At 63.3% G+C, this 24,211-nt stretch carries 24 protein-coding genes, 1 tRNA gene and 1 pseudogene; 10 read left to right on the top strand and 16 right to left on the bottom strand.

From position 1 onward, the window contains the following. Nucleotides 1-7 precede the first annotated feature (7 nt). Nucleotides 8-766, top strand: coding sequence for a class I SAM-dependent methyltransferase (locus ACR9YP_RS21265; RefSeq protein WP_438110696.1), 759 nt, complete (start codon nt 8-10; stop codon nt 764-766). Here the strand turns inward: ACR9YP_RS21265 and ACR9YP_RS21260 are convergent, their stop codons facing one another. From ACR9YP_RS21260 to ACR9YP_RS21245, 4 genes are read right to left on the bottom strand one after another with little or no spacing between them, the layout of a single operon-like run. Continuing rightward, nucleotides 767-1,549, bottom strand: a complete 783-nt coding sequence (locus ACR9YP_RS21260) for a glycosyltransferase family 2 protein (protein ID WP_206732789.1) — start codon at nt 1,547-1,549, stop codon at nt 767-769. Then, nucleotides 1,513-2,592 carry a radical SAM/SPASM domain-containing protein gene (locus ACR9YP_RS21255; RefSeq protein WP_130213040.1) on the bottom strand — a complete coding sequence of 360 codons (1,080 nt, stop codon included), beginning with the start codon at nt 2,590-2,592 and terminating at the stop codon, nt 1,513-1,515. Before ACR9YP_RS21255 ends, ACR9YP_RS21260 begins: the two co-directional genes overlap by 37 nt. After that, a complete protein-coding gene (locus tag ACR9YP_RS21250) occupies nt 2,589-3,962 on the bottom strand; it encodes an MptA/MptB family glycosyltransferase (RefSeq protein WP_474216989.1) in 1,374 nt (457 codons plus the stop codon). The genes ACR9YP_RS21255 and ACR9YP_RS21250 overlap by 4 nt, the downstream gene beginning before the upstream one ends. Next, complete coding sequence (locus tag ACR9YP_RS21245; RefSeq protein WP_474216988.1) at nt 3,959-4,714, bottom strand: TIGR04282 family arsenosugar biosynthesis glycosyltransferase; 756 nt, start codon at nt 4,712-4,714, stop codon at nt 3,959-3,961. The genes ACR9YP_RS21250 and ACR9YP_RS21245 overlap by 4 nt, the downstream gene beginning before the upstream one ends. Before the next feature lie 338 nt (nt 4,715-5,052). On the opposite strand from ACR9YP_RS21245, the gene ACR9YP_RS21240 reads away from it, so the two are divergent. Together ACR9YP_RS21240 and ACR9YP_RS21235 are read left to right on the top strand one after the other, a co-directional pair. Then, entirely contained in the window at nt 5,053-6,198 is a 1,146-nt protein-coding gene (locus tag ACR9YP_RS21240; protein WP_474216987.1) for an acyl-CoA dehydrogenase family protein, read from the top strand. Between the two features lie 82 nt (nt 6,199-6,280). After that, nucleotides 6,281-7,126, top strand: a complete 846-nt coding sequence (locus ACR9YP_RS21235; RefSeq protein WP_474216986.1) for a phosphate/phosphite/phosphonate ABC transporter substrate-binding protein — start codon at nt 6,281-6,283, stop codon at nt 7,124-7,126. A 21-nt stretch (nt 7,127-7,147) separates the two neighbouring features. Here ACR9YP_RS21235 and ACR9YP_RS21230 read toward each other — a convergent pair whose 3' ends face one another. Continuing rightward, on the bottom strand, nt 7,148-8,173 hold the full coding sequence (locus tag ACR9YP_RS21230; RefSeq protein ID WP_438107651.1) for an Rv1681 family radical SAM protein: 1,026 nt from the start codon (nt 8,171-8,173) through the stop codon (nt 7,148-7,150). A gap of 120 nt (nt 8,174-8,293) precedes the next feature. Between ACR9YP_RS21230 and ACR9YP_RS21225 the strand changes: the two genes are divergently transcribed. Further along, nucleotides 8,294-8,431 carry a hypothetical protein gene (locus ACR9YP_RS21225; protein WP_438107649.1) on the top strand — a complete coding sequence of 46 codons (138 nt, stop codon included), beginning with the start codon at nt 8,294-8,296 and terminating at the stop codon, nt 8,429-8,431. 630 nt (nt 8,432-9,061) lie between these two features. Here ACR9YP_RS21225 and ACR9YP_RS21220 read toward each other — a convergent pair. Then, nucleotides 9,062-9,146, bottom strand: a tRNA-Leu gene (locus tag ACR9YP_RS21220). 164 nt (nt 9,147-9,310) lie between these two features. Next, nucleotides 9,311-9,553 (bottom strand): FliM/FliN family flagellar motor switch protein, encoded by a 243-nt coding sequence (locus ACR9YP_RS21215; RefSeq protein ID WP_011088012.1) that lies wholly within the window; start codon nt 9,551-9,553, stop codon nt 9,311-9,313. Nucleotides 9,554-9,636: 83 nt separating this feature from the next. Between ACR9YP_RS21215 and lipB the strand changes: the two genes are divergently transcribed. Continuing rightward, a complete protein-coding gene (gene lipB, locus ACR9YP_RS21210; protein ID WP_474216985.1) occupies nt 9,637-10,386 on the top strand; it encodes a lipoyl(octanoyl) transferase LipB in 750 nt (249 codons plus the stop codon). 198 nt (nt 10,387-10,584) lie between these two features. After that, nucleotides 10,585-11,298 (top strand): DNA helicase, encoded by a 714-nt coding sequence (locus tag ACR9YP_RS21205; protein ID WP_474216984.1) that lies wholly within the window; start codon nt 10,585-10,587, stop codon nt 11,296-11,298. Between the two features lie 42 nt (nt 11,299-11,340). On the opposite strand, the gene ACR9YP_RS21200 is transcribed toward ACR9YP_RS21205, so the two are convergent. Beyond that, nucleotides 11,341-11,763, bottom strand: coding sequence for a tautomerase family protein (locus ACR9YP_RS21200; protein ID WP_370985735.1), 423 nt, complete (start codon nt 11,761-11,763; stop codon nt 11,341-11,343). Between the two features lie 112 nt (nt 11,764-11,875). Here ACR9YP_RS21200 and ACR9YP_RS21195 point away from each other — a divergent pair, with 112 nt between their 5' ends. Then, complete coding sequence (locus tag ACR9YP_RS21195; protein ID WP_438107647.1) at nt 11,876-12,727, top strand: LysR family transcriptional regulator; 852 nt, start codon at nt 11,876-11,878, stop codon at nt 12,725-12,727. A gap of 160 nt (nt 12,728-12,887) precedes the next feature. Then, nucleotides 12,888-14,408 carry a PAS domain-containing sensor histidine kinase gene (locus tag ACR9YP_RS21190; RefSeq protein ID WP_370985733.1) on the top strand — a complete coding sequence of 507 codons (1,521 nt, stop codon included), beginning with the start codon at nt 12,888-12,890 and terminating at the stop codon, nt 14,406-14,408. Between the two features lie 137 nt (nt 14,409-14,545). Here ACR9YP_RS21190 and ACR9YP_RS21185 read toward each other — a convergent pair. The 4 genes and pseudogenes from ACR9YP_RS21185 to ACR9YP_RS21170 form a co-directional block, all read right to left on the bottom strand. After that, nucleotides 14,546-14,656, bottom strand: a pseudogene (locus ACR9YP_RS21185) (efflux RND transporter periplasmic adaptor subunit); the annotation flags it as partial. A gap of 28 nt (nt 14,657-14,684) precedes the next feature. Continuing rightward, the gene (locus ACR9YP_RS21180) at nt 14,685-15,560 is read right to left on the bottom strand and encodes a class I SAM-dependent methyltransferase (protein ID WP_341510676.1); all 876 of its coding nucleotides are present in this window, start codon (nt 15,558-15,560) and stop codon (nt 14,685-14,687) included. Between the two features lie 243 nt (nt 15,561-15,803). Further along, entirely contained in the window at nt 15,804-16,562 is a 759-nt protein-coding gene (locus ACR9YP_RS21175) for an SDR family NAD(P)-dependent oxidoreductase (protein WP_474216983.1), read from the bottom strand. Between the two features lie 61 nt (nt 16,563-16,623). After that, entirely contained in the window at nt 16,624-17,517 is an 894-nt protein-coding gene (locus ACR9YP_RS21170) for an NAD(P)/FAD-dependent oxidoreductase (protein WP_461618236.1), read from the bottom strand. 211 nt (nt 17,518-17,728) lie between these two features. On the opposite strand from ACR9YP_RS21170, the gene ACR9YP_RS21165 reads away from it, so the two are divergent. Beyond that, nucleotides 17,729-18,412 carry a TetR/AcrR family transcriptional regulator gene (locus ACR9YP_RS21165; RefSeq protein ID WP_271591156.1) on the top strand — a complete coding sequence of 228 codons (684 nt, stop codon included), beginning with the start codon at nt 17,729-17,731 and terminating at the stop codon, nt 18,410-18,412. 226 nt (nt 18,413-18,638) lie between these two features. Then, a protein-coding gene (locus ACR9YP_RS21160; RefSeq protein WP_438107643.1) for an IS5 family transposase occupies nt 18,639-19,398 on the top strand; the annotation gives its coding sequence in 2 pieces (ribosomal slippage) (nt 18,639-19,180 and nt 19,179-19,398; 762 coding nt in all). A gap of 28 nt (nt 19,399-19,426) precedes the next feature. Here ACR9YP_RS21160 and ACR9YP_RS21155 read toward each other — a convergent pair. From ACR9YP_RS21155 to ACR9YP_RS21140, 4 genes are all read right to left on the bottom strand, one after another. Then, complete coding sequence (locus ACR9YP_RS21155) at nt 19,427-19,726, bottom strand: acylphosphatase (RefSeq protein ID WP_091889695.1); 300 nt, start codon at nt 19,724-19,726, stop codon at nt 19,427-19,429. Then, nucleotides 19,723-20,589 carry an isocitrate lyase/PEP mutase family protein gene (locus tag ACR9YP_RS21150; protein WP_438107641.1) on the bottom strand — a complete coding sequence of 289 codons (867 nt, stop codon included), beginning with the start codon at nt 20,587-20,589 and terminating at the stop codon, nt 19,723-19,725. The genes ACR9YP_RS21155 and ACR9YP_RS21150 overlap by 4 nt, the downstream gene beginning before the upstream one ends. A gap of 199 nt (nt 20,590-20,788) precedes the next feature. Then, nucleotides 20,789-22,804: an acetyl-CoA carboxylase biotin carboxylase subunit gene (locus ACR9YP_RS21145; RefSeq protein WP_370985730.1), complete on the bottom strand. Its 2,016-nt coding sequence runs from the start codon at nt 22,802-22,804 to the stop codon at nt 20,789-20,791. Between the two features lie 189 nt (nt 22,805-22,993). Further along, nucleotides 22,994-24,064 (bottom strand): zinc-binding metallopeptidase family protein, encoded by a 1,071-nt coding sequence (locus ACR9YP_RS21140; RefSeq protein WP_474216982.1) that lies wholly within the window; start codon nt 24,062-24,064, stop codon nt 22,994-22,996. Nucleotides 24,065-24,211 lie beyond the last annotated feature (147 nt).

Here is a 24,211-nt window from a genome sequence, read left to right as displayed (position 1 = left end):
GCACGAGATGCTTGGCGGGCATTTGATCGCTCTATTTCGCGCAGCCTCGCTTCTTGCGGTGCTGGGCCCAACTTGCGCGTACGCGGCCGATATCGGTTATCTGGCCCCATCAGGCGTCTCGGCATCGGAGTTCCCCTCGCCCCAGCGCCCGGTTGCGCCGATTGTCAGCCCAGGCCGCTCCGACGAGAGGCACCGTGACTCCCTGGATGAGACCGGCGAGATTGCTCGGCGTCTTGTGTTGAAGCCCGGCATGACGGTCGGTGATATCGGCGCCGGCCGTGGCTACCACACGGTTCGGCTCTCGCCCCTCCTCGCCTCCAAAGGCTCAGTCATTGCTGAGGACGTCACCCGAGATTACCTCATCGAGCTCGCCAGGCGCATCGAACGTCTTCGACTGACAAACGTCACATTAGCGCTGGGCGAACCGCACGACCCACGCCTGCCCGCCTCCTCGCTGGATGCCGCCATCCTCGTGCACATGTATCACGAGATCGCCCAACCCTATGCCTTTCTCTATAATCTCGCGCCTGCCTTGAAACCGGGCGCGCGGATCGGAATTGTCGACCTTGAGCGTCCGACCTCCGAACATGGCACGCCAATTGAGCAGTTGCGTTGCGAAGCGAGCGCCGTCGGTTATCGCGAGATCGCCACATATCAGCTCGCAGGCGATGGCGGATACCTCGCTGTCTTCTCCCCGCCGAATAAGGAAAATCGAAAGTCTCCCCGGGATATCGTTGCCTGCGAAGATCGTGCCGGCACGCGCTGACTAGCTCCTCTTGCCGTGGTCTCGCAGCTCGAACGCGAGACGAACAAACGTCGCCGAAATCGACCAGGCTGCCTTGATGCCGGCGATGAGATTGCCGGAGACCTTCGACACTCCGCCGATTCGGCGCCGCTGTCCGACAGCGATCTCAAGCATCGGTACACGCGCCGCGGCGACCCGCATCAACATCTCCAGATTCCAGCCAAATGTCTCTTCCTTCATATTGAGACGTATGAGCGCATCCCGCCGGATAGCGCGAAACGGCGACAGATCCGTGAAGTTTGCGCCATAGACGAAGCGCAGCAGAAGCCTGCCGACGTGGGCAGCGATGACCTGCTGTGGTGCCAGGCTGCCGGGCTCACGTGGGCCGCGAACACGCGAGCCGAGTACGAAGTCGGCTTGCCCAGCAATGATCGGCGACACCAGATCAGGAATGAATTCCGCAGGATCGCTGCCGTCGCCGTCGAGGAAAACCAGAATGTCGGCGTTATCACGCACAGCGGCGATGCCAGCCTGGATCGCGCGCCCGTAGCCGCGTCGCGGCTCGACAATTACGCGCGCTCCGGCGGCCTCAGCGCGCTCGACCGTACGATCTCGCGAGACCCCGTCGACCACGATGACCTCGCTTACATTCTGGCCGAGCACCGCCGTCACGACCCAGCCGATGGCCGCTTCCTCATCAATGCAGGGAATGATCGCCGAAACCACCGGCCGGCGCTCGCTCTGTTCGCTCTCCTTGATCACCTGGCTCACAGGCTCCAGCGCAGGCCGCAATTGGCGCAGCACTTGGGTGGCTCGTCTGACAAGAGCGCTGCCCGAAAGTCCCGGTAGGCGGGCCCATTCCAGATGTCCCGCAGGGCCTGCTGCCGGGCATGACCGAGGGTGTAGTTGTCATAGCCATGCTGCGAGAACGGCGCGATACAGCATGGCAGCGCACGGCCATTGGCCGTAAAGTACATCAGCGACCATGGCCGCCGGCAGAGCGACCATGGCGAAAGGTCTCCGCCACCCTTGAGGCTTAAGCTGGGCTCGCTCGTTGCGCCCGATGCGCTGAAGGTCATGCCAAGGGAGCGCGCGAGCTCCTCAGCCTGCTTCAGGTACGCCGCTTCCTCCTCCGTCAGGCGCTCGAACAGCGCCTGATCCGGCCGCGCCTTGCCAATGGCGGATTCATCGAAGAATACGAGCCGTTGCAGATAGACTTCCTTGACGCTGATCTCCGCCGCAATTTGCACAAAGGCCGGAAGCTGCTCGACAGTCTCTCTCAGACCGGTCAGCCAGAAGGATACCAGCGGCTTAGAGTGGCCCTCCCGCTCCTGTAGTTCGCGAAATGCTCGCACGTTGCGGATGATGCGGCCGAAATAATCTCTGCCGCGGATCGCCTTGAAGCTCTCGCGATTTGACGCGTCGAGAGAGACGCGCAGTTCATCAAGGCAGGCGTCGATCAGCGCACGGCCGTTGCGCTCACTGAGAACCGTTCCATTTGTGTTGAAGACGACATAAACGCCACGATCCTTCAGGTATCCGACCATGCGGGGCAGATCAGCGACCAGCATCGGCTCGCCGACGCCGTGCAGAACCGCCCGCGCAAGACCGGGGACCTGATCGACAATCGATACGAACAAGTCCCAGCTCATGTCCGCCGGCGGCTCGAGCTGCTCGTAGGTGCGCGGGCAAGTGGTGCACAAAAGATTGCAGCGGTTGGTTACCTCCAGATAAAGGCAGACTGGCGGGCGCTGGGCGACCTCGGTGCGCTCGCCCGCGACCGACTCGTGGTAGCGGCGCGGGTCGAACGGCGCGTGAGGGTTTTGCGCTTCGCGGGAAAGGCTCATTGCAACAGCCTTGCCTCTATGGTCCGCGGCATGCGGGTCCTCCAGACGACGAAGGCCCAAGCCAGCAAAAGACCTCCAAACAGGATTGATTTGCTTACCACCCTTGGAATGTAGAAGTCCCAGTCGAGTTGTTCGGACAGCAGCAGCGCTCCGATCGAAACGACCCAGGTGGGCGCGGAGCCGCACAAGGCGGCAAACGGCGCAACAATCAGAAAATACCAGGGGTAGTTCGGCGACCACAACAGGAAAGCAAGAAGCAACAGCATGTTAATGTCGGCAACACGCGACGCGATGCTGTGATCAGAGCTGCGGGCAACCATGAGCCCCTTGAGCATGAGGACCAGCCCGGCCAGTGCCACGTAGACGGCAACGTCGCGCTCATGCTCGCCGAACACAAGCCGCCAGAGCGACAACAGCCAGATATCGTTGCCGGCAACGATCCCCTCTTGGTTGAAATAGCCCTTGGTCAGGAACCCGAGAACGCCCCAGCCGACCGACAGATAAGGAAGGTAACAAAGCGCGATGACAGCGATCACAACGAGCGGCATTTTAGGGTCCCACGGCCGCCAGATCCCGGCGAGCACCGGCGCCGCATACGGTTTCACCAGCGTCGATAACGCGATCACGGCGGCCCCGCGCAGAGCGGAGCCGGTCAGGGCAACCCATAGGCCCAGCAGCACCAGCGCGACCATGAGCGCGTCGACGTGGCCGCTGTTGGCGATCTCCCACAGCGGCAGCGGATGCCAGAGATAGGCGATCACGCGCGTCACCGGGCGGTGCATGCGCCGCAGCAGCAGCATGATCATCGTGACGGTGACGGCCTCGCACCCCAACAGTGCGAGGCGCATCGTCGTCACGCTTTCACCAATCCGCGTGACAACGAGGAAGAAAAACTGCGCCACGGGAGGATAGATGGTGACGGCAGAGTCGGCCCGGTTGATGTGCGGCAAGATCGCCCCGTCGCGCAGAGATGCCAATGCCTCATGAGCCGGGAAATAGCGGTACGGATTGATACCTGCGGCCTGAACCCTGCCATCCCAGACATAGCGATAGATGTCATTGGACAGAAGGGGATCGAACGCCAGCACATAGGCTCTCAGAACGATCGCCAAGCCAAAAATGAGCCATAGCGCGCGATCGGGTGGAGCCTGTTCGGCCATACTTGTCGCTAAGATCGTCAGCAGACCTGCAAGAATGGTCAGAGCAATGAAGGCATTATCACCGGCTGCCTCGAAGGCAAAGGGGGTCACCAGAGTGAGACCAAGCAGGACAACGCCAATACCGGCCAGCCGATGAAGCGGAGGCATTGTGGTGACCGAGCGCGCCAGTCCGCCGAATTGACTCACAATGGTGCCCGCAATTGGCTTCATGGGTCTATCCGCTGCGCAGCCTTGAGAAAAACTCGGCTCGCCCGCGCCAGACCACCACCGCGAAAGCGCGCCGAATTGCCGGCCAATTCGTCCTTAAGCCAAGTTAGCCCTTCAATGTCGTCGATATCGTACCATTCCGGCAGCAGTATCGTGGCAAGTCCGATCTCGGCGGCGCGATCGCATGTGCTGCGAGCTACGGTCTCCGTCCCCCATGCGATGCGCGTGAATAGCTGCCGATGTGGGCGCTTTAACCCAATGAGGTAATAACCGCCATCGCTTGCTGGCCCGAGCACCATTCTGTCGCCGGGCTCGCGAAGAGCTTCGATAGCCCGGACCAGGAAACGGGCAGGAAGGGTTGGGCTGTCGCCATTGACGAGCAAAACGCAGTCGTGTCCGTCGAGGAGGTCGCGCGCGGCACCGAACAGCACATCTCCGAGATCGTCACCGACTTGCAGCAGAAGCCCGAACGTTGCGGGAAGCAGCTCCCGCATGATGTGCTCGACCCCCGCGGGCGCATAGACACCATAGCCGCGCCTGCCGAGGCTCTCCGGGACCGTCTCGATGGCGTCGGCGACGTCACGCAGAAAGCAGGCCGAGAGCTCCGAGGCGGCTACCGCGCCAATAGCCGTCGCAAGCCTGGTCTTTGCGCGGCCCGGCTGCGGCGCCTTACAGATGATCCCGATCGCCGCAACGCTCATAGCAGGAGCCGGAGCCGCGGGCGATCGGCCGCGATCGCGATCAATGGCCGCCACGCCAGGCAAACCTCCTTACGCAATCGCCGGTCGCTCGCAGCGCTTTTCGCGACAGCGGACCAGCGCCAGCCCCCCTGCTGCGATGATTGTCTCCGCCGGCCGCAGCCGGAACAAGCAAAAGGTGCGACCGACGTCTAAAAAAATATCCTCCGGGTGACGTAACCAGATCGCTTTGAGCGGCGTATTAATTTGGGGGTAGTTTGGCGTGGAGAAACCAACAGCGAGTATACGGAAGCGGTTGTGCCGCACACTGGGCGTTCAGACCCGACAACATCCGCTGCAGTGCAATACAGCCGCCTGCACCTAGTTCAATCGACCGAGCACGACGGAGGGCTGTTATGGACCACGAGACTGCAGTTTCGCAGGCCAGGGAGATCGCCGACCGCATACTGGCGCCGGCGGCACGGCAAAACGACAAGGATTCTCGATTTTCGTCGGAGGCAGTCGCGGCGCTCGGCTCGGCCGGACTGCTGGGGATGATGCTGCCCACCGAAGTCGGCGGCTCGGCTCTCGGACCAAGGACCCTCGCTGCCATCATTGAGACGCTTGCGGAAGCGGACGCGTCGGCCGCGATGGTCTATTTGATGCACATGTGCGCCACCGCGACGATCGCCGCGGCCCGTCCCGGTGCAGCCGTCGTGCAGACGTTGAAAGATATTGCAGCCGGTCAGCACCTCACCACGCTGGCATTCAGCGAAGCCGGATCGCGCAGCCACTTCTGGGCGCCTGTGTCGCGAGCGATCCGTAGTGGCACTAATGTGCGCATCACGGCCAAGAAATCGTGGGTGACGAGCGCCGGTCACGCGCAAAGCTATGTTGTCTCGGCGCTGGCTCCTGAAGGGAAGAGTCCGACCGATTCAACCCTTTACCTTTTCGCCGCTGGTGCGCCTGGACTGTCGGTCGCCGGCCCTTGGGATGGTCTCGGGATGCGCGCCAACGCTTCCGCGCCGATGATCCTTGAGGACGCCGAGGTCGGATCGAGTCTTCAGCTGACCGACGACGGAGCGGGCTTCAAGGCGATGCTGGAAATCGTGCTTCCGCTGTTCAACCTCGGGACATCGGCGGTCGCGCTAGGCCTTTGCCGGGCCGCCGTGGCGGGGACCACAGCTCACCTCAAGAGCGCTCGCTTCGAGCATCTGGGCCAGACCCTCGGCGAGAGCCTGCCGACGCTTCGCGCGCAACTTGCGACAATGCAAATCGACACTGATGGGCTCGCCGCGCGCGTCGACGATCTCGTCGGTCACCTCGAGCGCCCCCGAGATACCACCATGCTGCGCGTGCTCGAGTGCAAAGTGTCGGCGGGTGATGTTGCTATCGGCGTCACTTCGGCGGCGATGCGGGTGTGCGGAGGTGCTGCGTTTTCCAAGCATCTGGCCATCGAGCGATTGTTCCGCGATGCCCATGCAGGCGCGGTCATGGCGCCGACGGGCGATGTTCTGCGTGAATTCATCGGCAAGGCCGTGTTGGGAATACCGCTGTTCTGAGCGCGGCAGGGTTGCCCTGCTGGCCGCGCTCAGATCGCGATTGATCGCATTTGAAATCAGGCGTGACAGGCGAGGAGTAATCATGAGCCAGACGATCTGGGTAGGTGCCGTCGCATACGATCCGAAGGTGGTCAGTATCTGGGAGGGCATGCGACGCTACTTTCACGAGGAGGCGCATCTCGCCGTCGAGGTCGTATTGTTTCAGAGCTACGAGGCCCAGGTCGCAGCGCTGCTGGCTTTGCCGGGCGAGCGGCTGCCGCGGATCGACATCGCATGGAACACGAACCTCGCCTATATCCAGGCCGATGCCTGGAGCGACAAGCGCTGCCGCCCGATCGCGATGCGCGACACCGACGTCGGCTGGATGACCAAGATCGTTGCGGTCACCGGTGGGCCGGTCGCTACGCTTGGCGATCTCAAGAACCGGACCCTGGCGCTCGGCAGCCGCGACAGCGGCCATGCGGCAATCCTCCCGGTTTATTTTCTAGAGCGCGAGGGACTGATTGAGGGGGAAGACTACCGAACGCTGCGCTTCAACACGGACCTCGGTAAGCACGGTGACACCGGGACGAGCGAGTCCGACGTCGTTCGCGCGGTGCTCGACGGCCGCGCCGATGCCGGCGCAATCGGCAGCCCATTCTGGAACGCGGTGCGAACGGAGCGTCTGGTGCCGGGGGGTGCGCTGACCGAAATCTGGACCTCGCCGCCATATAATCACTGCATGTTCACTGCCCGATCCGATCTGGACCCCGCGTTGGAGCAGCACTTTGCCAAAGCACTATTCGCCATGAGCTACGACAACCCGACGCATCGTGCTGTGCTCGAGGCCGAAGGGCTGCGCCAGTGGATAGCGCCGCAGCTTGCAGCCTACGCCGAATTGCGGGAAGCATCGGCGCAACAAGGCTTCTTAACGCGCCCCTCGGCTTAGCGATAGAGAGCTCCGCCCCTATCAGGCGCAATTGAAGATCATTGCCAACCGGCGCTGATGCTCATTTTCGCGATCAAAGGCACGGCGCACGGCTGCAAAGGATTCGGCGAGCGGAAAGATGTCGTGGCTGACCAGCAGGTCATTATCCTCTGCTCCGACCGGATGCCAAAACACGCCTTCGGCGGTAATCGTTACCTCAGGAATTAGATCCGCCCTAGCCAACGCAATGCCCTGTGTGGCGGAGCCTCGCAGGACAATTCGCCGGATCACCCGGTTCTCCTCGCTGACGTGACGAGCATCCAGGAAGCTGCGGAATTCCTCGGCTTCCGCGTCACTTGATACCGTCGCCGCCAATCGCACCCGGAATCCTTCGGCGCGCGCCAGCTCAACTCCTCTCCAGGCGCGTGCCCAGGTTCCCTTTCCACGGTGGCCGTCGTGGCGCTCCGGCGTCGGACTATCCAGGCTGATCTGAAATGTTACGCGCTCACGCGGCAATGAGCGCAGCGTTGCGAGCCGACGTCCGGCAAACAGCATGCCGTTGGTGAGGACCGTGGTCGGCGCCGCCGCTGCGCATGCGGCAAGGATCTCGCCGATATCTGGCAACATGAATGGCTCGCCGCCGGTCACAAAGATTTCCCCCACACTGAGCTCGGCCGCCTCGACAGCGATACGTCGCACGCGCTCGATACCAAGAGCCCGCCGCGGAGCTTTGGGTGAGGAGCGCACGCAGCAATAATCGCAGCTTAGGTTGCAGTCGAAGTTCGTATAAAGCCATAGACGAGAGCCGACTGGCCGATCTTCGACGCTTTCAGGAGCCTCTCCGTACCGAACTACCCAGCGGGTGCGACCTTGTTCAACGGCCACGTCAACCAAACTGTTACGGGTGAAGCGACACCATGCCTCAAGGTCGGGGCCGATGCTTGAATCGCCGCTGATCAAGGCCACCAGATCGCCCTTACGGCTGCGGCGCAGCGCGTCTATCAAATCAGCCAGGAGGCCCGAGGCAAATGTCTTGGTGCCGGCATCGAATTCGAGCTTAGCGGCCATTCTCATAAGGCGATACTATAGGTTTTGCCCAAGGAAATCCAAAGCGTTGTTGGATGGTCGACCAGACGTTCGCGTCTACAGCAAGGGTGTCCGCACCAAAACCGATTTCATCAGAAGGCAATGAACAAGGACAATCCAGAGCGCAAGCTTGCTGCGCCGATCGGCTGGATGTCTTTCCGCCCACAGGCATTCTGGCTTCTCATCCTCTACCAACTGCTCGACCGACGAGTTACTCCTCTTTCATGCCTCACAACGTGATACGCTTTCGCGTGTTAGCTTATCGGTGGCCAACAAATCCTCTCGACCCCGGTATTCCATAGCAATTCCGATCAGTGGCCCGAACCCATTGCATCTCACTCAAGCGGTTGGCGGCTCAGCCTCTGAGTAGCTGTTTTGGAATATCCCGCCAGGACGTGGCATCTCGAGATGACCACCGTTTCTTTCTTGCGAGCACGGACGGCGTCCAGGCTTGACCGTCGTCGCACTCCTGTGATGGAGGCGAAGCCACTCCGTTCAATGATAGCGAAATGCGGATTTGCCCCTCACTGTCGATCACCATCTCCGCTGCGCCAGCTTCCTTGGCGGCGCGGATCACGCGAGCAATTTCACCTTGAGTGATCTTGGCCGGACGACGCGGCATGGAGCGCACTAGAATCCCAGTATTCGTCAGAACAGTGATGAAATGGGCCAGACAATTGTGAAGGATTTAGCTGGCTGACCGCAACTAGAGGGCCGGACACCTTAGCGCGAAAAAGATGCGGCCTTCGGGCTGCGTGCGGTTATCTCTCTAGGGCGGCGCACCACTTTCCAGTGGGTTACAACGGCGAATAACTGCTCCTCAAGTAGTTTCAAAAAGAAACTATCATATATTTCAATGACTTACGCGCTTGGTGCGCTCGGAGGGACTCGAACCCCCACGGTGTTACCCACTGCCACCTCAAGGCAGCGCGTCTACCAGTTCCGCCACGAGCGCTAGGAGATGCCGGCCTGAGGTCGTTAGGCTGGCCGGATCAGCGGCCGCCGATCTAACAAATCCATCAGGGGGATACAAGCCTGCAAGGGCCCCGAATTCCACAAGCTTGGCAGGAAAGTTTCCGGCCCCTTCCCCTGGGATCGGCCTATCGGGCGCCCAGGGCGCTACCGCGTCCCCGGCGTGCGCGGCAGCATCTGCTTGACCTCGACCGCGATCCGGTTGCGGTCGACCAGCACGACGCCGGAGGCGACCGGCAAATTGTTGGCCAAGACCTTGACCTCGTCGGCCTCGGTTGCGTCCAGCTCGATGATGGCGCCGCGCGAAAGGCGTAATACCTGATGAATCGGCATGGTAGTCGTGCCGAGGACGACCATGAGATCCACGGTGACTTTATCGAGTGTGGGCACTGTCAGGACCGCCGCAACTTGGGACTTCGAACCAAAGGACTTGGTATTTGCTCCCGTGATGATCACCACGTTATGGTTAGCCAATGGTTAATTCGCCTGAAAGCCCCCGCCAAAACCAGCGTCAAGAGCTGGATTTGACGTCATTTTCCGCCGCCAGCGGCGAGCTCGTCGCGTGGCTCATCTCGGACGCTCCGGTGCCCTATCCGGACGCGGTGGCCGCCATGGAGGCCCGCGTCGCGGCGATCGCCGCGGGCGAGGCTCCCGAGCTGGTCTGGCTGCTCGAACATCCCCCGCTCTACACCTCCGGCACCTCGGGCAAGGAATCCGACCTGCTCGATCCCCGATTCCCGACCTTTGCGACCGGACGCGGCGGCCAGCTCACCTACCACGGCCCCGGCCAGCGGGTGGCCTATGTCATGCTCGATCTCAAGCGCCGCCGACCGGACGTCCGGGCCTATGTCGCGAGCCTGGAGGAGCTGATTCTGCGCACGCTCGCCGCCTTCAACGTCCGCGGCGAGCGGCGCGAGGACCGGGTCGGCGTCTGGGTGAAGCGGCCCGACAAGGGGCCGGAGCACGAGGACAAGATTGCGGCGATCGGCGTCCGGCTGAAGCGCTGGGTGTCATTCCATGGCATTGCAATCAACGTCGAGCCGGAGCTGTCGCACTTCGACGGCATCGTGCCCTGCGGCGTCGCCGATCCCCGCTACGGTGTCACCTCGCTGGTCGATCTCGGCCAGCTCGTGACCATGGCCGATGTCGATATCGCGCTCCGGCAGGCGTTCGAGGAGCTGTTCGGGCCGACCCGCGCGCTGCTGCCGGAAGCGGCGGTCTAACATTTTTGTTCGAGGCCGATCGCGCGTGTTCTCCGCTCGCCGCGGAATCGGCTATGTTTATTTCCGGTGCCGCCCACGCCTCCCCCCTCCGCCGGGAAAGCAGACGTCATGCCGGGCGATTTGATCATCGGACCGACTGTTCGAGCGCCAGGCATAAGGAGGGATTGCGCTTTCTGCTCGCAATGGGAGGTTCTCTCGATGAAGTTGTCTGCACCCATCTATCGTCTGAAGCGAAACGCAAGACGCCTGTCGCACGAGGAAGGCATTCCGCTCCACGCCGCGCTTGATCGCGTTGCTGCAGCGGAAGGCTTTTCCGCCTGGAGCATGCTGGCGGCGAAAGCTGCCGCGGTGACGCCGGCCAACAGGCTGTTTCCGCAATTCCGGCCGGGCGACCTCGTGCTGGTCGGCGCGCGCCCCGGGCAAGGTAAGACACTGATGAGCCTCGAGCTTGCCGTCGTAGCCATGCGGTCGGGCCATCGCGCTGCGTTCTTCTCGCTCGAATATACCGAGAAAGACGTTCTGGACCGCCTCCGCGCGATCGGCGTGGACCCCGTGCAGTTCGACAAACTGTTCGAAATCGATTGCTCGGACGCCATCAGCGCCGACTACGTCGTGAAGCAAATGGCCGCAGCTCCCCGCGGCACAGTCGTGGTGATCGACTATCTGCAACTGCTCGACCAGAGGCGGGACAACCCCGACCTCTCCGTTCAGGTGCGCGCGCTGAAATCGTTCGCACGCGAGGGGGGATTGATCGTCGTCTTCATCGCACAGATCGATCGATCCTATGATCCCTCAGTCAAGCGCTGCCCCGATCTCAGCGATGTCAGGCTGCCGAATCCGCTGGACCTGAAACTGTTCGACAAGACGTGCTTCCTGAACAATTCAGAGGTTCAGTTCCGCGCCGCGAGCTGAAATTCAGGCCGCGGGTGAGATCATCACCCGCGGCTTCCTGTCTCACGCCGCCTTGAGCGAAACCGCGAGCTTGCCGGCGATGTAGCGCCGCTCCTGAGTCAGGCCGCCAAAGCCATAAGCATCGCCCTTGACCTCGTCGACGTGCAGATAGGTCTCGGGATGCAGCGGGCCCAAAAGCTCGGCCATGCGCTTGAACATGGCAGCGAGATAGGCCGCCTTCTCGTCCTTGGTGTTGGTGCCTTCGCTGACGTGGATGTCGATCCAGTAGCTCGCAAGCTTCTGCTCGGCGAGCGACTTGCCGCCGGCGAACCAGTCGCTTGCATCGACCGATTTCACGATGATGGCGGTCACCTCGGGATCTTTGTGCAGGATCTTTGCGGTGAGCTCGGACACGGCGTTCGCGATGTCGGCCTTCAGCGACGGCGACTGACGGGACGTGGTGTAGGATACGGTGATCAGAGGCATGATGGTTCTCCCCAAAATGTCGCGCGATTTGCGCGGCGTCGGTCCGGAAGCTAGACCTCCCCTCGTCATTTTGATATCTTATCTCTATTGATACCAGTGATAAAGATTGATAATGGCATCCACACTCGACATCGCGACCGTCCAGGCCTTCCTGCTGGTTGCCGACCTCCAGAGCTTTACCCGTGCCGCCGAAGTGCTCGGCACGACCCAGGCTGCGGTCAGCCTCAAGCTGCAACGGCTGGAGACATTGCTGGCAAAACGTCTTGTCGAGCGTTCACCGCGCGCGGTCCGGCTCACCGCCGACGGCGCCGCGTTCCTCGATCGCGCCCGCGCGCTGATCGCAGCGCATGACCGCGCGCTCTCGGGCGAGGCATCGGTCGCGCAGTCGCTTTCGCTCGGCATCTCCGACCACGCGGCGGGCCCTGAGCTGGTGCCGCTGCTCGAACGGCTGCATGCGATGTCTGCTAATCTCACCCTCGCCGTCACCATCGGCTTCTCGCGCGAAATGCAGGATGCTTACGACGCGGGAGAACTCGATGCCGTGATCGTCCGCCAGGAAGGCAGCCGCCGCGGCGGCGAAAAGCTGACCGAGGACGAGTTCGGCTGGTTCGCCGCGCGCCGCCTCACGCTGCCGAAGGGCGAGCCGCTGCCGCTCGCAACGCTCTCCCCGCCCTGCGGCGTCCGCGCCATCGCCGTGCGTGCGCTGGACAAAGCCGGCATCGCCTGGCGCGAACGCTTTGTCGGCGGCGGCGTCACGGCGGTGGTCGCAGCTGCGCTTGCCGGACTTGCCATCGCGCCGCTGGCGCGGCGGATCGCACCTCCCGGATTGGTCGACATCGGGCCGGCGCACAAGCTGCCGAAACTCGGCAGCTCGAAGGTGATGCTGCATTCGAAGGTCAGCGATCCCGCCAAGCTGGCGGCGCTGCGCGCGGTGGCCGCGACCTTCCGGAGCGTACCGGCTTGAGACCGCGAGCGCTCACAGGATCGCCTCGAACGCGCTGCGCAGCGTCTCATGGGGGTGGCCGATCTGCATACGGCCCCCTGATGTTTGCCTAAAAATGTCCCAGATCCCAGGAACCAATCCGGCGCCCCCAGCGTTTGTCCCCGTCGAGGCGGGGTCCGGAATGGTAAAAAAGTCTAATCAACAGAGAGACTTGTTCGAGAGCGAACGCAGTTTCCGGCTGTTGGTCGAAGGCGTTGCGGACTACGCCCTCTATATGCTCGATCCCGCCGGGATCATCACGAGCTGGAACATCGGCGGCGAGCGCATCAAGGGCTACGCGCCCGAAGAGATCCTCGGCCAGCATTTTTCCCGCTTCTACACCGAGACCGACCGTGCCAACGGCAAGCCCGCGCGCGCTCTGGGCCTCGCGCGGGAAAAGGGTCGCTTCGAGGAGGAAGGCTGGCGCGTCCGCAAGGACGGCACGTTCTTCTGGGCCAGCGTCGTGATCGATCCGATCTACGAGGACGGCGAGCTGGTCGGCTTCGCCAAGATCACGCGCGACATCACCGAACGCCGCAATACGCAGATCAAGCTCGAGGCGATGCAGAAGCAGCTCGCCGAATCCCAGAAGTTCGATGCGCTCGGCCAGCTCACCGGCGGGGTCGCCCACGACTTCAACAATCTCCTGATGATCATCAGCGGCAGCCTCCATATGCTGAAGAGAGGGGCCAAGGACGAGGCAAAGCTTCAGCGCGCGATCTCGGCCATCGAGACCGCCGCCAAGCGCGGCGCGGCGCTGACCAACCAGCTGCTCACCTTCGCGCGGCGGCAGAGCGTCAATCCGCAGGCGATCGACTTCGCCGAGCGTATCGCCGCGATCCGCGAGGTGCTCGATGCCGGCGTCGGCAGCTCGGTGCGCCTCGCCTTCGACATCAGCCCCGATCTCTGGCCGATCAAGACCGACGTCTCCGAACTCGAGACCGCGCTGCTCAACCTCGTCATCAATGCCCGCGATGCGCTGCCCGACGGGGGCACGGTGACGATCGGTGCGCACAACGTCGTGCTGCATGAGGACCCCTTCGCCGGCAGGTTCGTCGCGATCAACGTCACCGATACCGGGCTTGGCATTCCCGATGACGTCCTCGACAAGATCTTCGAGCCGTTCTTCACGACCAAGCCGATCGGAAAAGGCACTGGCCTTGGCCTCTCCCAGGTGCACGGCTTTGCTCATCAGGCGGGGGGAACGATCAAAGTCGCAAGCGAGCTCGGCAAAGGGACCACCTTCACCATCCTCCTGCCGCGCGCAGACGACGCGCCATCGCGTCAGACGGCGGGAGCATCACCGTTCCGCGGCAGCGGCACGGTGCTGCTGGTCGAGGACAATCCCGAGGTCGCATCCGTCAGCGTCGGCCTGCTGGAACAGCTCGGCTACAGCGTGCGCAGGGTCGCGGATGCCGAAGCCGCGTTGCGCGAGATCGAGACGAACGGCGTCGACTTCGTCTTCTCGGACATCGTCATGCCCGGCAAGATGGACGGGCTCAGCCTCGCCCAGCATCTGCGCCAGATCCGCCCCGGCCTGCCGATCCTGCTCGCCACCGGCTATAGCGAGGTCGCCGCCGGCGTGCGCGGCGATTTCCCGATCCTGCGCAAGCCCTATGAGATCCACGAGCTGAGCGAGGCGATTGCCAAGCTGCCGCGGTGATTGTTCTGTTCGAGAGCTTGAGGCACCGAAGCCTCCTCGCCGTCATGGCCGGGCTTGTCCCGGCCATCCACGTCTAGCCCCGTCGCACGAAGAACGTGGATGCCCGGGACTAGGCTGTGTACTCATTAAGCAGCTGTGCTCCGCTCCGGGGTCTCGGCGTCAAAATGCGCGGTCGCAACCACAACCGGCCGCGGCGGTTCGGCTTTTTGCGCCACGGTATCCTTGCACCCGGCCAGCGCAGCGGCCATAAAGGCCAGCGAGGGGCGTCTCCCCCTGCTAATCGCTATCAGCTTGCGCGGGATTGCGCGCGGTGACGATCCACGTCGCGCCGTCGATCATCACCGACCGCTCGCCGGGGCAGTCCGCGAAGGCGGCACGAACCGCGGCCGAGGCGCGGGCGCGGATGTCGTCGGGCTGATCAACAAGCGCGCGCGACAGCGGGCCGACCTCGAACGTCATCTTCACCGCGTCGTCGATCGCCGCGTCCCGCGTCGCGCCCTCGCCAAACGGGACGGAAGCATCGAAGGGCGCGATAGCGATATCGTTGAAGCCGGCCCCCGTCAGGATGCGCGCCACCCGCCCCCGGTCGCCGAACGAGAACGGGCCGGGCGTTTCGGGATCGGGCGGCGCGGTCGCCGGGACGATGCCCTTAATCGCGCCCATCGGCAGGCGCATCCAATCGTTCTCGGCCGCGCCACGCCAGCAGACGAAAGCGACCCGCCCGCCCGGCTTGAGCGCGCGGCGCATATGGGCGAACGCGCCTGTCGGATCGTCGAAGAACATCACCCCGAAACGCGAGAACAGGATGTCGAACGCCCCCTCGGGCAGCTCGGCGCTGCTGGCGTCGGCGACGCGGAACAGGGTTGGCGTATCCTGTGGCGCGAGCGCGCGCGCTCGGGCGATCAGCGGTTCGGATATGTCCACGCCCAGCACTTGGCCCCCCGCGCCGACGCGGGCGGCCAGAGCCAGACTCGACGCGCCCGCGCCGCAGCCGACGTCCAGCACGCGCTCGCCCGTCGCGGGCGCGGCGGCTTCGATCGCGGCCTGACCGAACACGGCCGCTATGGCGTCGAGCCGGGCCTGGTGGGCGACCCAGCGCTCCCCGCTTTGGTCATTCCAGCCGGCGGCTCGATCGGCATTGTGCTGTGCCATGACATATCCTTGTTCTCTAAACTGTCCGATGCCAAAGCGCGCATCGTCTCCAGCGAGCAGCGAGGGCGAACGGGATGAAGCGATCCATTCTCCGCTGATCCTTGAGAGGAACGACCAGATCCGGATCGAAGCTCCGTGTACATCGTCAGCCTTCAGAGCCCCCGCTTGTTCGATGAGCTCCGCACGCCAGCGCCCCTGCAGTTAACCGTCCACTATTCTTTTCAAAGTGGCCCTTTGCATTGATCACGGCGTCAGACGATTTGAAAAGGCTGCCATCTTGTTCGCGAGGCCGGCGATCACCATGGCTTTTCCTTCCATAAGCGCCCGAACACCGCTCGCGGCGACCGGACGAGGCTTCATGGTGAGGAGGCGCAGCAAGGCCGTTGTGGCTGCGCCGGCTGCCGCATCGAAGCCCGTCGCGGTGTGCCCCGGGCAGAGAGTGGTAACAACCACACCATGCGAGCGGAGTTCGTCGTGCAGGGCCTCGCCAAGGGCGAGTACATATGCCTTGGTCGCCGCATAGGCCGCGTAGCTGGGAACGGCTTGGAAGGCCATGAGACTGGCGACGAGAAGGATATGTCCAGAGCGCCGCGCGGCCATGTCACGGCCGAACAGGTAGGTCAGCTCTGTGAGCGTCGTGATGTTGAGCTGGATCATGTCTGTCGTGCGCTCGATCAGCGTGTCCAACAAAGCGCCGTGCAAGCCGTATCCGGCATTGTTCAGCAAGATGTCGATCGTCACCGACCTCGCATCGAGACTGCTTTTCAAGTGGCTGGCGGCGCCCGGCGCGGCAAGATCGATCGCCTCGACCAGCACGTCCACCCCGTATTTGCGGCGGAGATCGGCGGCAAGCTTTTCCATCGACTCCCGCCTTCGGGCCGCCAATACGAGATTGACTTTCTGCGCAGCCAGGAGATCTGCGAAGTCGAGGCCGAGGCCACTCGACGCCCCGGTGATCAGAGCCCATTTTCCGGCGAAGCTGTTCATTGGTTCTTTCGACATCGTTCTCTTCCTCAACTCCAATTCGGTGGCACGCGGCAACCGGAGAAGGGAATCTGCGCTCTCAAACCACCATCGACTGCTGGGCGAAGATACCCGCCATCGCGCCCTGCGATGATGCCTGGGTGACCGAGGGCAAGAAGGGCGTGGTGAGGTCGCCGGCGGCGTAGATGCCAGGCGTGCTGGTTTGACGGCGTTCGTCGACCTTGAGGACGATGCCGGCGGGCGTAGCCACGGTGGCAAGGCCCAGTGCTTCATGCAGGCTTGCGGACGGCTTGTTGCGCGGATTGGCGAACAGGATGTCGACCGCGACATTGCGGCCGGTATCGAGATTGACGGTGGCGATATGGCCCTGGTGATGGGCGATCTCGACGATCCGGCCATCGACGAGAGGTATGTTGCGGCGCGCCAGATCGGCCTGGATATCGGGCGGAATGTCGTGACCATCGGCGAAGAGCGTCAACTTGTCAGTCCAATCGTGGAACAGCCTGACCTGATTGTGCGACTGCGGGCTGGACCAGACGAGGCCCCAATGCTGGCCGGCGACTTCAAAGCCGTCGCAATAGGGGCATGGCACGATGGACGTGCCCCAGCTTTCGGCGTAGCCCGGAACATCAGGCATCTGGTCGGCGACGCCATAGCTCAGGATCAGACGACGCGCCGCAAGGCTTTCACCATCGCCAGTAAGGACAGAGAAATTGTCGATGGCGCCGGAGACGCTGTCGGCCCGGGCACTGACAAGCTTGATCGCGGGATAACGCGCCAACTGCCGCCGCGCCTCCGCCAGGATGTCCAGCGGCGGCTTGTGATCGTGGCCGAGCAGTCCATGCGAGTGGCCGGCGAAGCGGTTGCGTGGCAGACCGGTGTCGAGAACGGTGACCTTGCGGCGGGCGCGGCCGAGCTGCAAGGCGCCGGCGAGACCGGCAAAGCTGCCGCCGATGATGATGACGTCATCCATGGTGATGGGCTCCGTGTTGTGGATGGAGGGAGACGAGTTGGGCTTGGCGGTGGCCTGAGCGCGGGCGAGGCCGATGGCGGAAAGCGCAGCCAACTTCGGCAGGGCTCGTCGTTCCATCGAAGGAGTCACCCTACCCCCTGGCTTGCACATTTCAGATACTTCATGGTATCGTAATTCAAGAATTAGGATACTGTCAAGTACTGGAATTGCCGTGACCGAAAACAGCCAGGGCCGGCGCGGCCGGCCCGCCAACGAGGCGCTTGGCCAAACCATCATCGACGCCGCGCGCGAGCTCTTTGTGGAGTTGGGTTTTCAAGCGACGACATTGGACAAGGTCGCCCAGCGAGCGAAGATATCCAAGCTCAGCATCTACAGGCACTTCGAGAACAAGGAGGCGCTGTTCGGCGCGGCCATGGCGGCCGGCTGCCATCAGTTGTTTGCACCACAGGCCCTTCTTGAAGGCGTCGACGGTTCGGTCGAAGATCAGCTCGTGGCGGTGGGATCATCACTGCTTCGCACGCTGTTGAGATCAGACGTCCGCAGCCTCGAAGCCATGGTCATGGCCGACAAGACGAGTCAAAACGCGTTAAGCAAGCTCCATTTCGAAGCCGGCCCCGCCCATGTCATCGCCGAAATCGAGGCCCTGTTGCGTCAGTTGCACGCGAAGGCGGTTCTGAACGTGCCCGATCCTCTCCGGTCCGCCCGCTTGTTCGCCGCGCTTTTCAAAGGATCCGATCTCCTGATGATCGCACGCTTCGATCAGGCGAAAGCAGAGGACGACAACGAAATCGAATCCTATTGCCGGTCGGCCGTCGCCATGTTCATCGCCGCGCACCGTGACAACGACCAAGTGGGCGGAGATTTGCCTGCCTCAAGGTCAAAAAACAAAATTTGAATCGTGCGTGACCTAGTCGGCCAGCAGGTCAAGGCAGGCAGCCGATCATGAAAATTGACGAGTCGGCCGCACGGTCCGACTAACGTCCGCTTTGAATCATTTTCGACGGACTCAACGAGGGCTGTCGGTTAGCTGAAGCTTTGCCCAGAGAGCGCCGAGCCAGGCCAGAAGCGTTGCGCTTGGACCGCCCCCCATGATTCAAACTCCCAAACTGGGGGGACGAATCATGCGCTACGAACTCGCCGACTATGAATGGCTTGCCATCAAGCCGATGCTGCCAAACAAGCCTCGTGGCGTTCCTCGGGTAAACGACCGACGCGTTTTAAACGGCATCTTCTGGGTCCTGCGATCCGGGGCACCTTGGCGCGATCTGCCGGATCATTTTGGCCCTTACACGACCTGCTATAACCGTTTCGTCCGTTGGCGGCGGGCTGGTGTCTGGGGCCGCATCATAGACGCACTTGCCACTGCTCATGATGCCGCTGTCCAGATGATCGACACCTCTATTGTCCGCGTGCACCAGCATGGAGCCTGCGTTACGAGAAACCAGCGCCAATCGATGGGAAGGTCACGCGGCGGCTTGACGAGCAAAATTCATGCGGTGGTCGATAGCAATGGTCTGCCGGTACGGCTGGCGCTGAGCCCCGGTGAGGCGCACGACGTTCGACTAGCCGGAAAACTGCTGTCTCGTCTGAAATCCGGGGCAATGTTACTCGCCGACCGTGGCTATGACGCCGACTGGATCAGAGAACTTGCGATGAAGAAGAGCGTGGGCCAACATCCCGCCAAAGAGCAATCGCAGCGATCCGATCTGCTTCAGCCCGTATCTCTATCGCGCTCGCAACCAGGTCGAGCGGTTCTTCAACAGGATCAAACAGTGCCGTCGCGTGGCAACTCGCTATGACAAGCTGGCAGCGAACTATCTTGCTTTCGTTCAGCTCGCCTCGATCAGGCTATGGCTTCGCGTTAATGAGTCCACGTCCTAGCCCGGGCATGACGACCTGTTGCGAGCGTTCACACCGTCGGCAACACCGAAAACGCCTCCCCTGCCCGGCGCAGGTTTAGTTCATCCGCACCGGCGGTCTCGCTGGTGACGCTGTCGACGCGTGAGGACGGCGGGCCGTGGCGGCACAGTGCCACCATGTCGGCGACGTGCTTGGGCGCGCCCGCGAACAGTGCCTCGACGCTGCCGTCGCGGCGGTTACGGACCCACCCTTCGAGACCGCTGGTGGTCGCTTGGTACTCGACCCAGGCGCGGTAGCCGACGCCCTGGACGCGACCGCGGATCATGACCTGGAGGATCGCCCTGCTCATTTTTTCAGCCCAAGAAAGTTGGCGCTGCGCGCCCTCACGTCGGCCTCGCGCATGACGCGGTTGGTCAGTTCCGCTGCGGGCAATCCCTTCAGCGCTTTCGGCGCTGTGCCGTCACGCAACGCTTTCTGAACCTCGTACACGGCCTGCGTTGCGGCCGCGATCGGGGCATGCCCCTGGAGGGCGATGCGCACGCGTTGGCTCTCGAGATAGTCGGTCGCGTTCAATTCCTCCGGCGCGCCGCCGAGCACGAGCGGCAGGTGCGTGGCGGATGCGATGGCCGCAAGCTCCGCGCGCGACTTGATCCCGGTGAAGAACAGCGCGTCCACACCGGCGGCCTCATAGGCCACGGCGCGCCGGATCGCATCTTCGATCGAAGTGATCGAGGCAGCTCCAGTGCGGCCCATGATCACGAGCGAGGGATCGCTGCGGCCATCGAGCGCCGCCTTCATCTTGCCGACGCCTTCCTCGAGCGGGATCAGCTGCGTCTTCGCCTCGGCGAACGCCGCCGGCAGCAGCGTGTCCTCGATGGTGAGCCCGGCAGCCCCCGCTGTCTCCAGCTCCTGCACCGTTCGGCGCACGTTCAGAGCATTGCCATAGCCGTGATCGGCATCGACGAGGACGGGGAGCGCGGAGGCGCGCGACATCCGCCGTATCTGCTCGGCAAGCTCGGTGAGGGTGATCAGCGTGACGTCGGGATCGCCGAGCACGGCGAGCGAGGCCACCGAACCGCCGAACATGCCGAGCGGAAAGCCGAGGTCCTCGGCAATGCGGATCGAGATGGCGTCGTAGACCGAGCCGGGACGGACGCAAGTCCCGCCCGACAGGATCGATCGCAGTTTCTCGCGGCGGGAACGAAAGGCCATGGTGCTGTCTCGGTCGATGCGAACACACTCTATCGTCGTCCTGGCGAAAGCCAGGACCCATTACCCCAACTGTACATTGTCGCTGCAGGTGATGGCTACGATCTCCGTCAACAACTGCTCCCTGGGGTAATGGGTCCTGGATCGGCGTTCGCTCCGCTCACTTGTCCAGGACGACATTGGGCAATAGCCGAGACCAGTCTTACGCAAACTCCAAGATCAGCGCGTCCACCGCGAGCGTCGCGCCGGCGCTGGCGTGGATCTTCTTCACGGTGCCGTCCTGCTCGGCGCGCAGCACGTTCTGCATCTTCATGGCTTCGACCACAGCGAGCGTCTCGCCGGCCTTGACCTCCTGCCCTTCGTTCACGGCGATCGAGACCACGAGGCCCGGCATCGGACAGAGCAGCTTCTTGCCGGTATCGGAGGCCGTCGTCACCGGCATCAAGCGTGCCGAGGCCGCTTCCGCCTCGGTCCAGACATAGACCGGCACCTCGACGCCCTGATGCGCGAGGCGGATGCCATTGGCAATCGGCCGCGCCTGCACCGCGATGAACTGGCCGTCGATGGTGCCCTGCCAGACCGGATCGCCGGGCTTCCACGGTGACTGCAACAGATGCGCATTGCCGGCCTTGCCCTCGGCATCGATGAAGCGCACCGCGATCGCCTCGCTCTCGCGTCCGACCTCGAGCAGGATCTCCTGGTGATCGAGCCAGACCGCGCGACGACGCTCGCGCTGTACGATGCGGCCGCCTAACTGGCCCGAGATCTGCCGCTTGCGCTCGCCAAGCACATGATCGATGGCGGCGCCGACCGCAGCGATCCGCCGCGCGACCTCGCCTTCGGGCACGCGCACCGCAAAGCCCTTCGGGAATTCCTCAGCGATGAAGCCGGTCGAGAGCCGGCCTTCGCGCCAGCGCGGATGATGCATCAGCGCGGACAGGAACGGGATGTTGTGACGGATGCCGTCGACATAGAACGAGTCCAGCGCGGTGGCCTGCGCCTCGATCGCGGCGGCGCGCGAAGGCGCATGCGTGACCAGCTTCGCAATCATCGGATCATAATGGATCGAGATCTCGCCGCCCTCCTGCACGCCGGTGTCGTTCCGCACGGTGATGCCATCCTTGCTGGCTTCCGCCGGCGGACGGTATTTCACCAGGCGTCCGATCGAGGGGAGGAAGTTGCGGAACGGATCTTCGGCATAGAGGCGCGATTCCACCGCCCAGCCGGTGAGCGTGACGTCCCTCTGCGCGATCGCGAGCTTCTCGCCGGCGGCAACGCGGATCATCTGCTCGACGAGATCGATGCCGGTGACGAGCTCGGTGACGGGATGCTCGACCTGGAGGCGGGTGTTCATCTCCAGGAAGTAGAAGCTCTTGTCCTGCCCTGCGACGAACTCGACGGTGCCGGCGGAATCGTAGTTCACGGCCTTGGCCAGCGCGACGGCCTGCTCGCCCATCTTGCGGCGGGTTTCCTCGTCGAGCAGCGGCGACGGCGCCTCCTCGATGACCTTCTGGTTGCGCCGCTGGATCGAGCATTCGCGCTCGCCGAGATGGATCACGTTGCCGTGCTTGTCGCCCAGCACCTGAATCTCGATGTGGCGGGGATCGACGATGAATTTTTCGACGAAGACGCGGTCGTCGCCGAACGAGGCCTTGGCCTCGGCCTTGGCGAGGTTGAAGCCTTCGGCGACCTCGGCCTTGGAGTGCGCGATGCGCATGCCCTTGCCGCCGCCGCCGGCGGAGGCCTTGATCATCACGGGGTAGCCGATCTCGTCGGCGATCCGCACCGCGTGCTTGTCGTCCTCGATGACGCCGAGATAGCCCGGCACGGTCGAGACCTTGGCCTTGGCGGCCGCCTTCTTGGATTCGATCTTGTCGCCCATCGCTGCGATCGCGCCCGGGTTCGGGCCAATGAAGACGAGGCCGGCCGCCTCCAGCGCGCGCGGAAACGCCTCGCGCTCGGACAGGAAGCCGTAGCCGGGATGCACGGCCTCGGCGCCGGTCTTGCGGCAGGCGTCCACGATCTTCTCGATCACCAGATAGCTCTCGGCCGCAGCGGGCGGGCCGATCAGCACCGCCTCGTCGGCCATCTCGACATGGAGGGCATCGCGGTCGGCCTCGGAATAGACCGCAACCGTCTGAACTCCCATCCGGCGGGCAGTCTTGATGACCCGGCAGGCGATTTCGCCGCGATTGGCGATCAGAATGCGTTTGAACATGCTTTTCTTGAGTCTCGACCTTGGGCGGGGACCCTTTCCTGGCCGTTGGGGCCTATGGGAAACGGGCCGTGTGGCCCCCGTGGTACATCAAAATGGGCCGGAGGCAACGGTCTAAATCCCTCCCCTCTGGCGTACCAGCGCAAGACCGGAACGGGCTTGCGGAGCGGGGCCTGCGGGCCCTGGCACCGCCTACGGCTTCCCGGCCTTGGCTACGTCCCGCACGAGGCTGTGAACAAAGCCCAGTTTGGCGATCACTGCGGGCGACAGGATGAAAGGATAGAGGTCGCGCAGGCCCATGGCGCGGTTGACGCTGTTCATGGCGAAGGTAAAGGGCAGCCATGCGCTGACCAGCGCCTCCACATCCCGGGCCTCGTAGGGGTTGAAACGAATGCGCGTCGTCAGCTCCCCGTCGCGGTCGACCTTGGGGCGTACCTCCATGCCGAACTCGGCGGCCATCTCCAGCGTGTCGACGATGTGGAGATAGTGCGCCCAGGTCTCGGCGAAGTCTTCCCACGGATGCGTCGTCGCGTAGGCCGAGACGTAGTTCTGCTGCCAGTCCGGCGGCGCGCCTTCGGCATAATGGCGCTGCAAGGCCTGGCCGTAATCGGCCGAATCGTCGCCGAACATGGCGCGGCATTGGTCGAGCTTGCCGCCGTCCCGCACCAGCACGTCCCAGAAATAGTGTCCGACCTCGTGGCGGAAATGCCCGAGCAGCGTCCGGTAGGGCTCGCCCATCTCGAGCCTGCGCCGCTCGCGCTCGATGTCGTCGGCCTCGGTGAGAGCGATCGTGATCAGGCCGTTGTCATGACCGGTCATGACCTTCTCCCCGCTGTGCGGATCGTCGGCGAGGAAATTGAAGATCAGCCCATGCTTAGGGTTGTCCTGCCGGGTCTGGAGCGGCAGCTTCCAACGGATCAGGGAATAAAACAGGCGGTGCTTTGCCACCTCCAGCCCGCGCCAGCCGGCGAGCTGCGCCGGATCCGACAGATCCGGCACGATGCCGTTGTGACGACAGGCGCGGCAATAGCCCGTGCCGTCGACCGTATCCGTCAGCCAGTTGCAGGAATCGTATTCGGCATTGCGGCACAGCATGCGGATTTCGCGCGCGTCGGTCAGCGTCTTCCAGGCCTCGCCGTCGGGCTCGACGGCCGACATCGTCTCCTTCTCCGGCAGGAAGGCCACGCGGTGACCGCAGCGTTCGCAGGCGCGGTTCTCGAAATAGAGGACGTTGCCGCAGGCCTGGCAGACAAAGAGCTTCAAGATTTAGCCTCTTCGCAAAGGGAGTCTTGTGGAATCAGAGTTGTCGCGCCTCGCAGATACGCGCGCAGAGGGCGCATCGTTCCAACGTCAGGAACAAATAGCCGGTGGAGGCATTCGTTCATACCCGCCGGAATCCGCGCCCTTCCC

The sequence above is a fragment of the Bradyrhizobium sp. BR14999 genome (assembly GCF_056106085.1).
The sequence above is the reverse complement of the archived record's forward strand: the minus strand, read 5'-3'. Positions and strand labels throughout refer to the sequence as shown.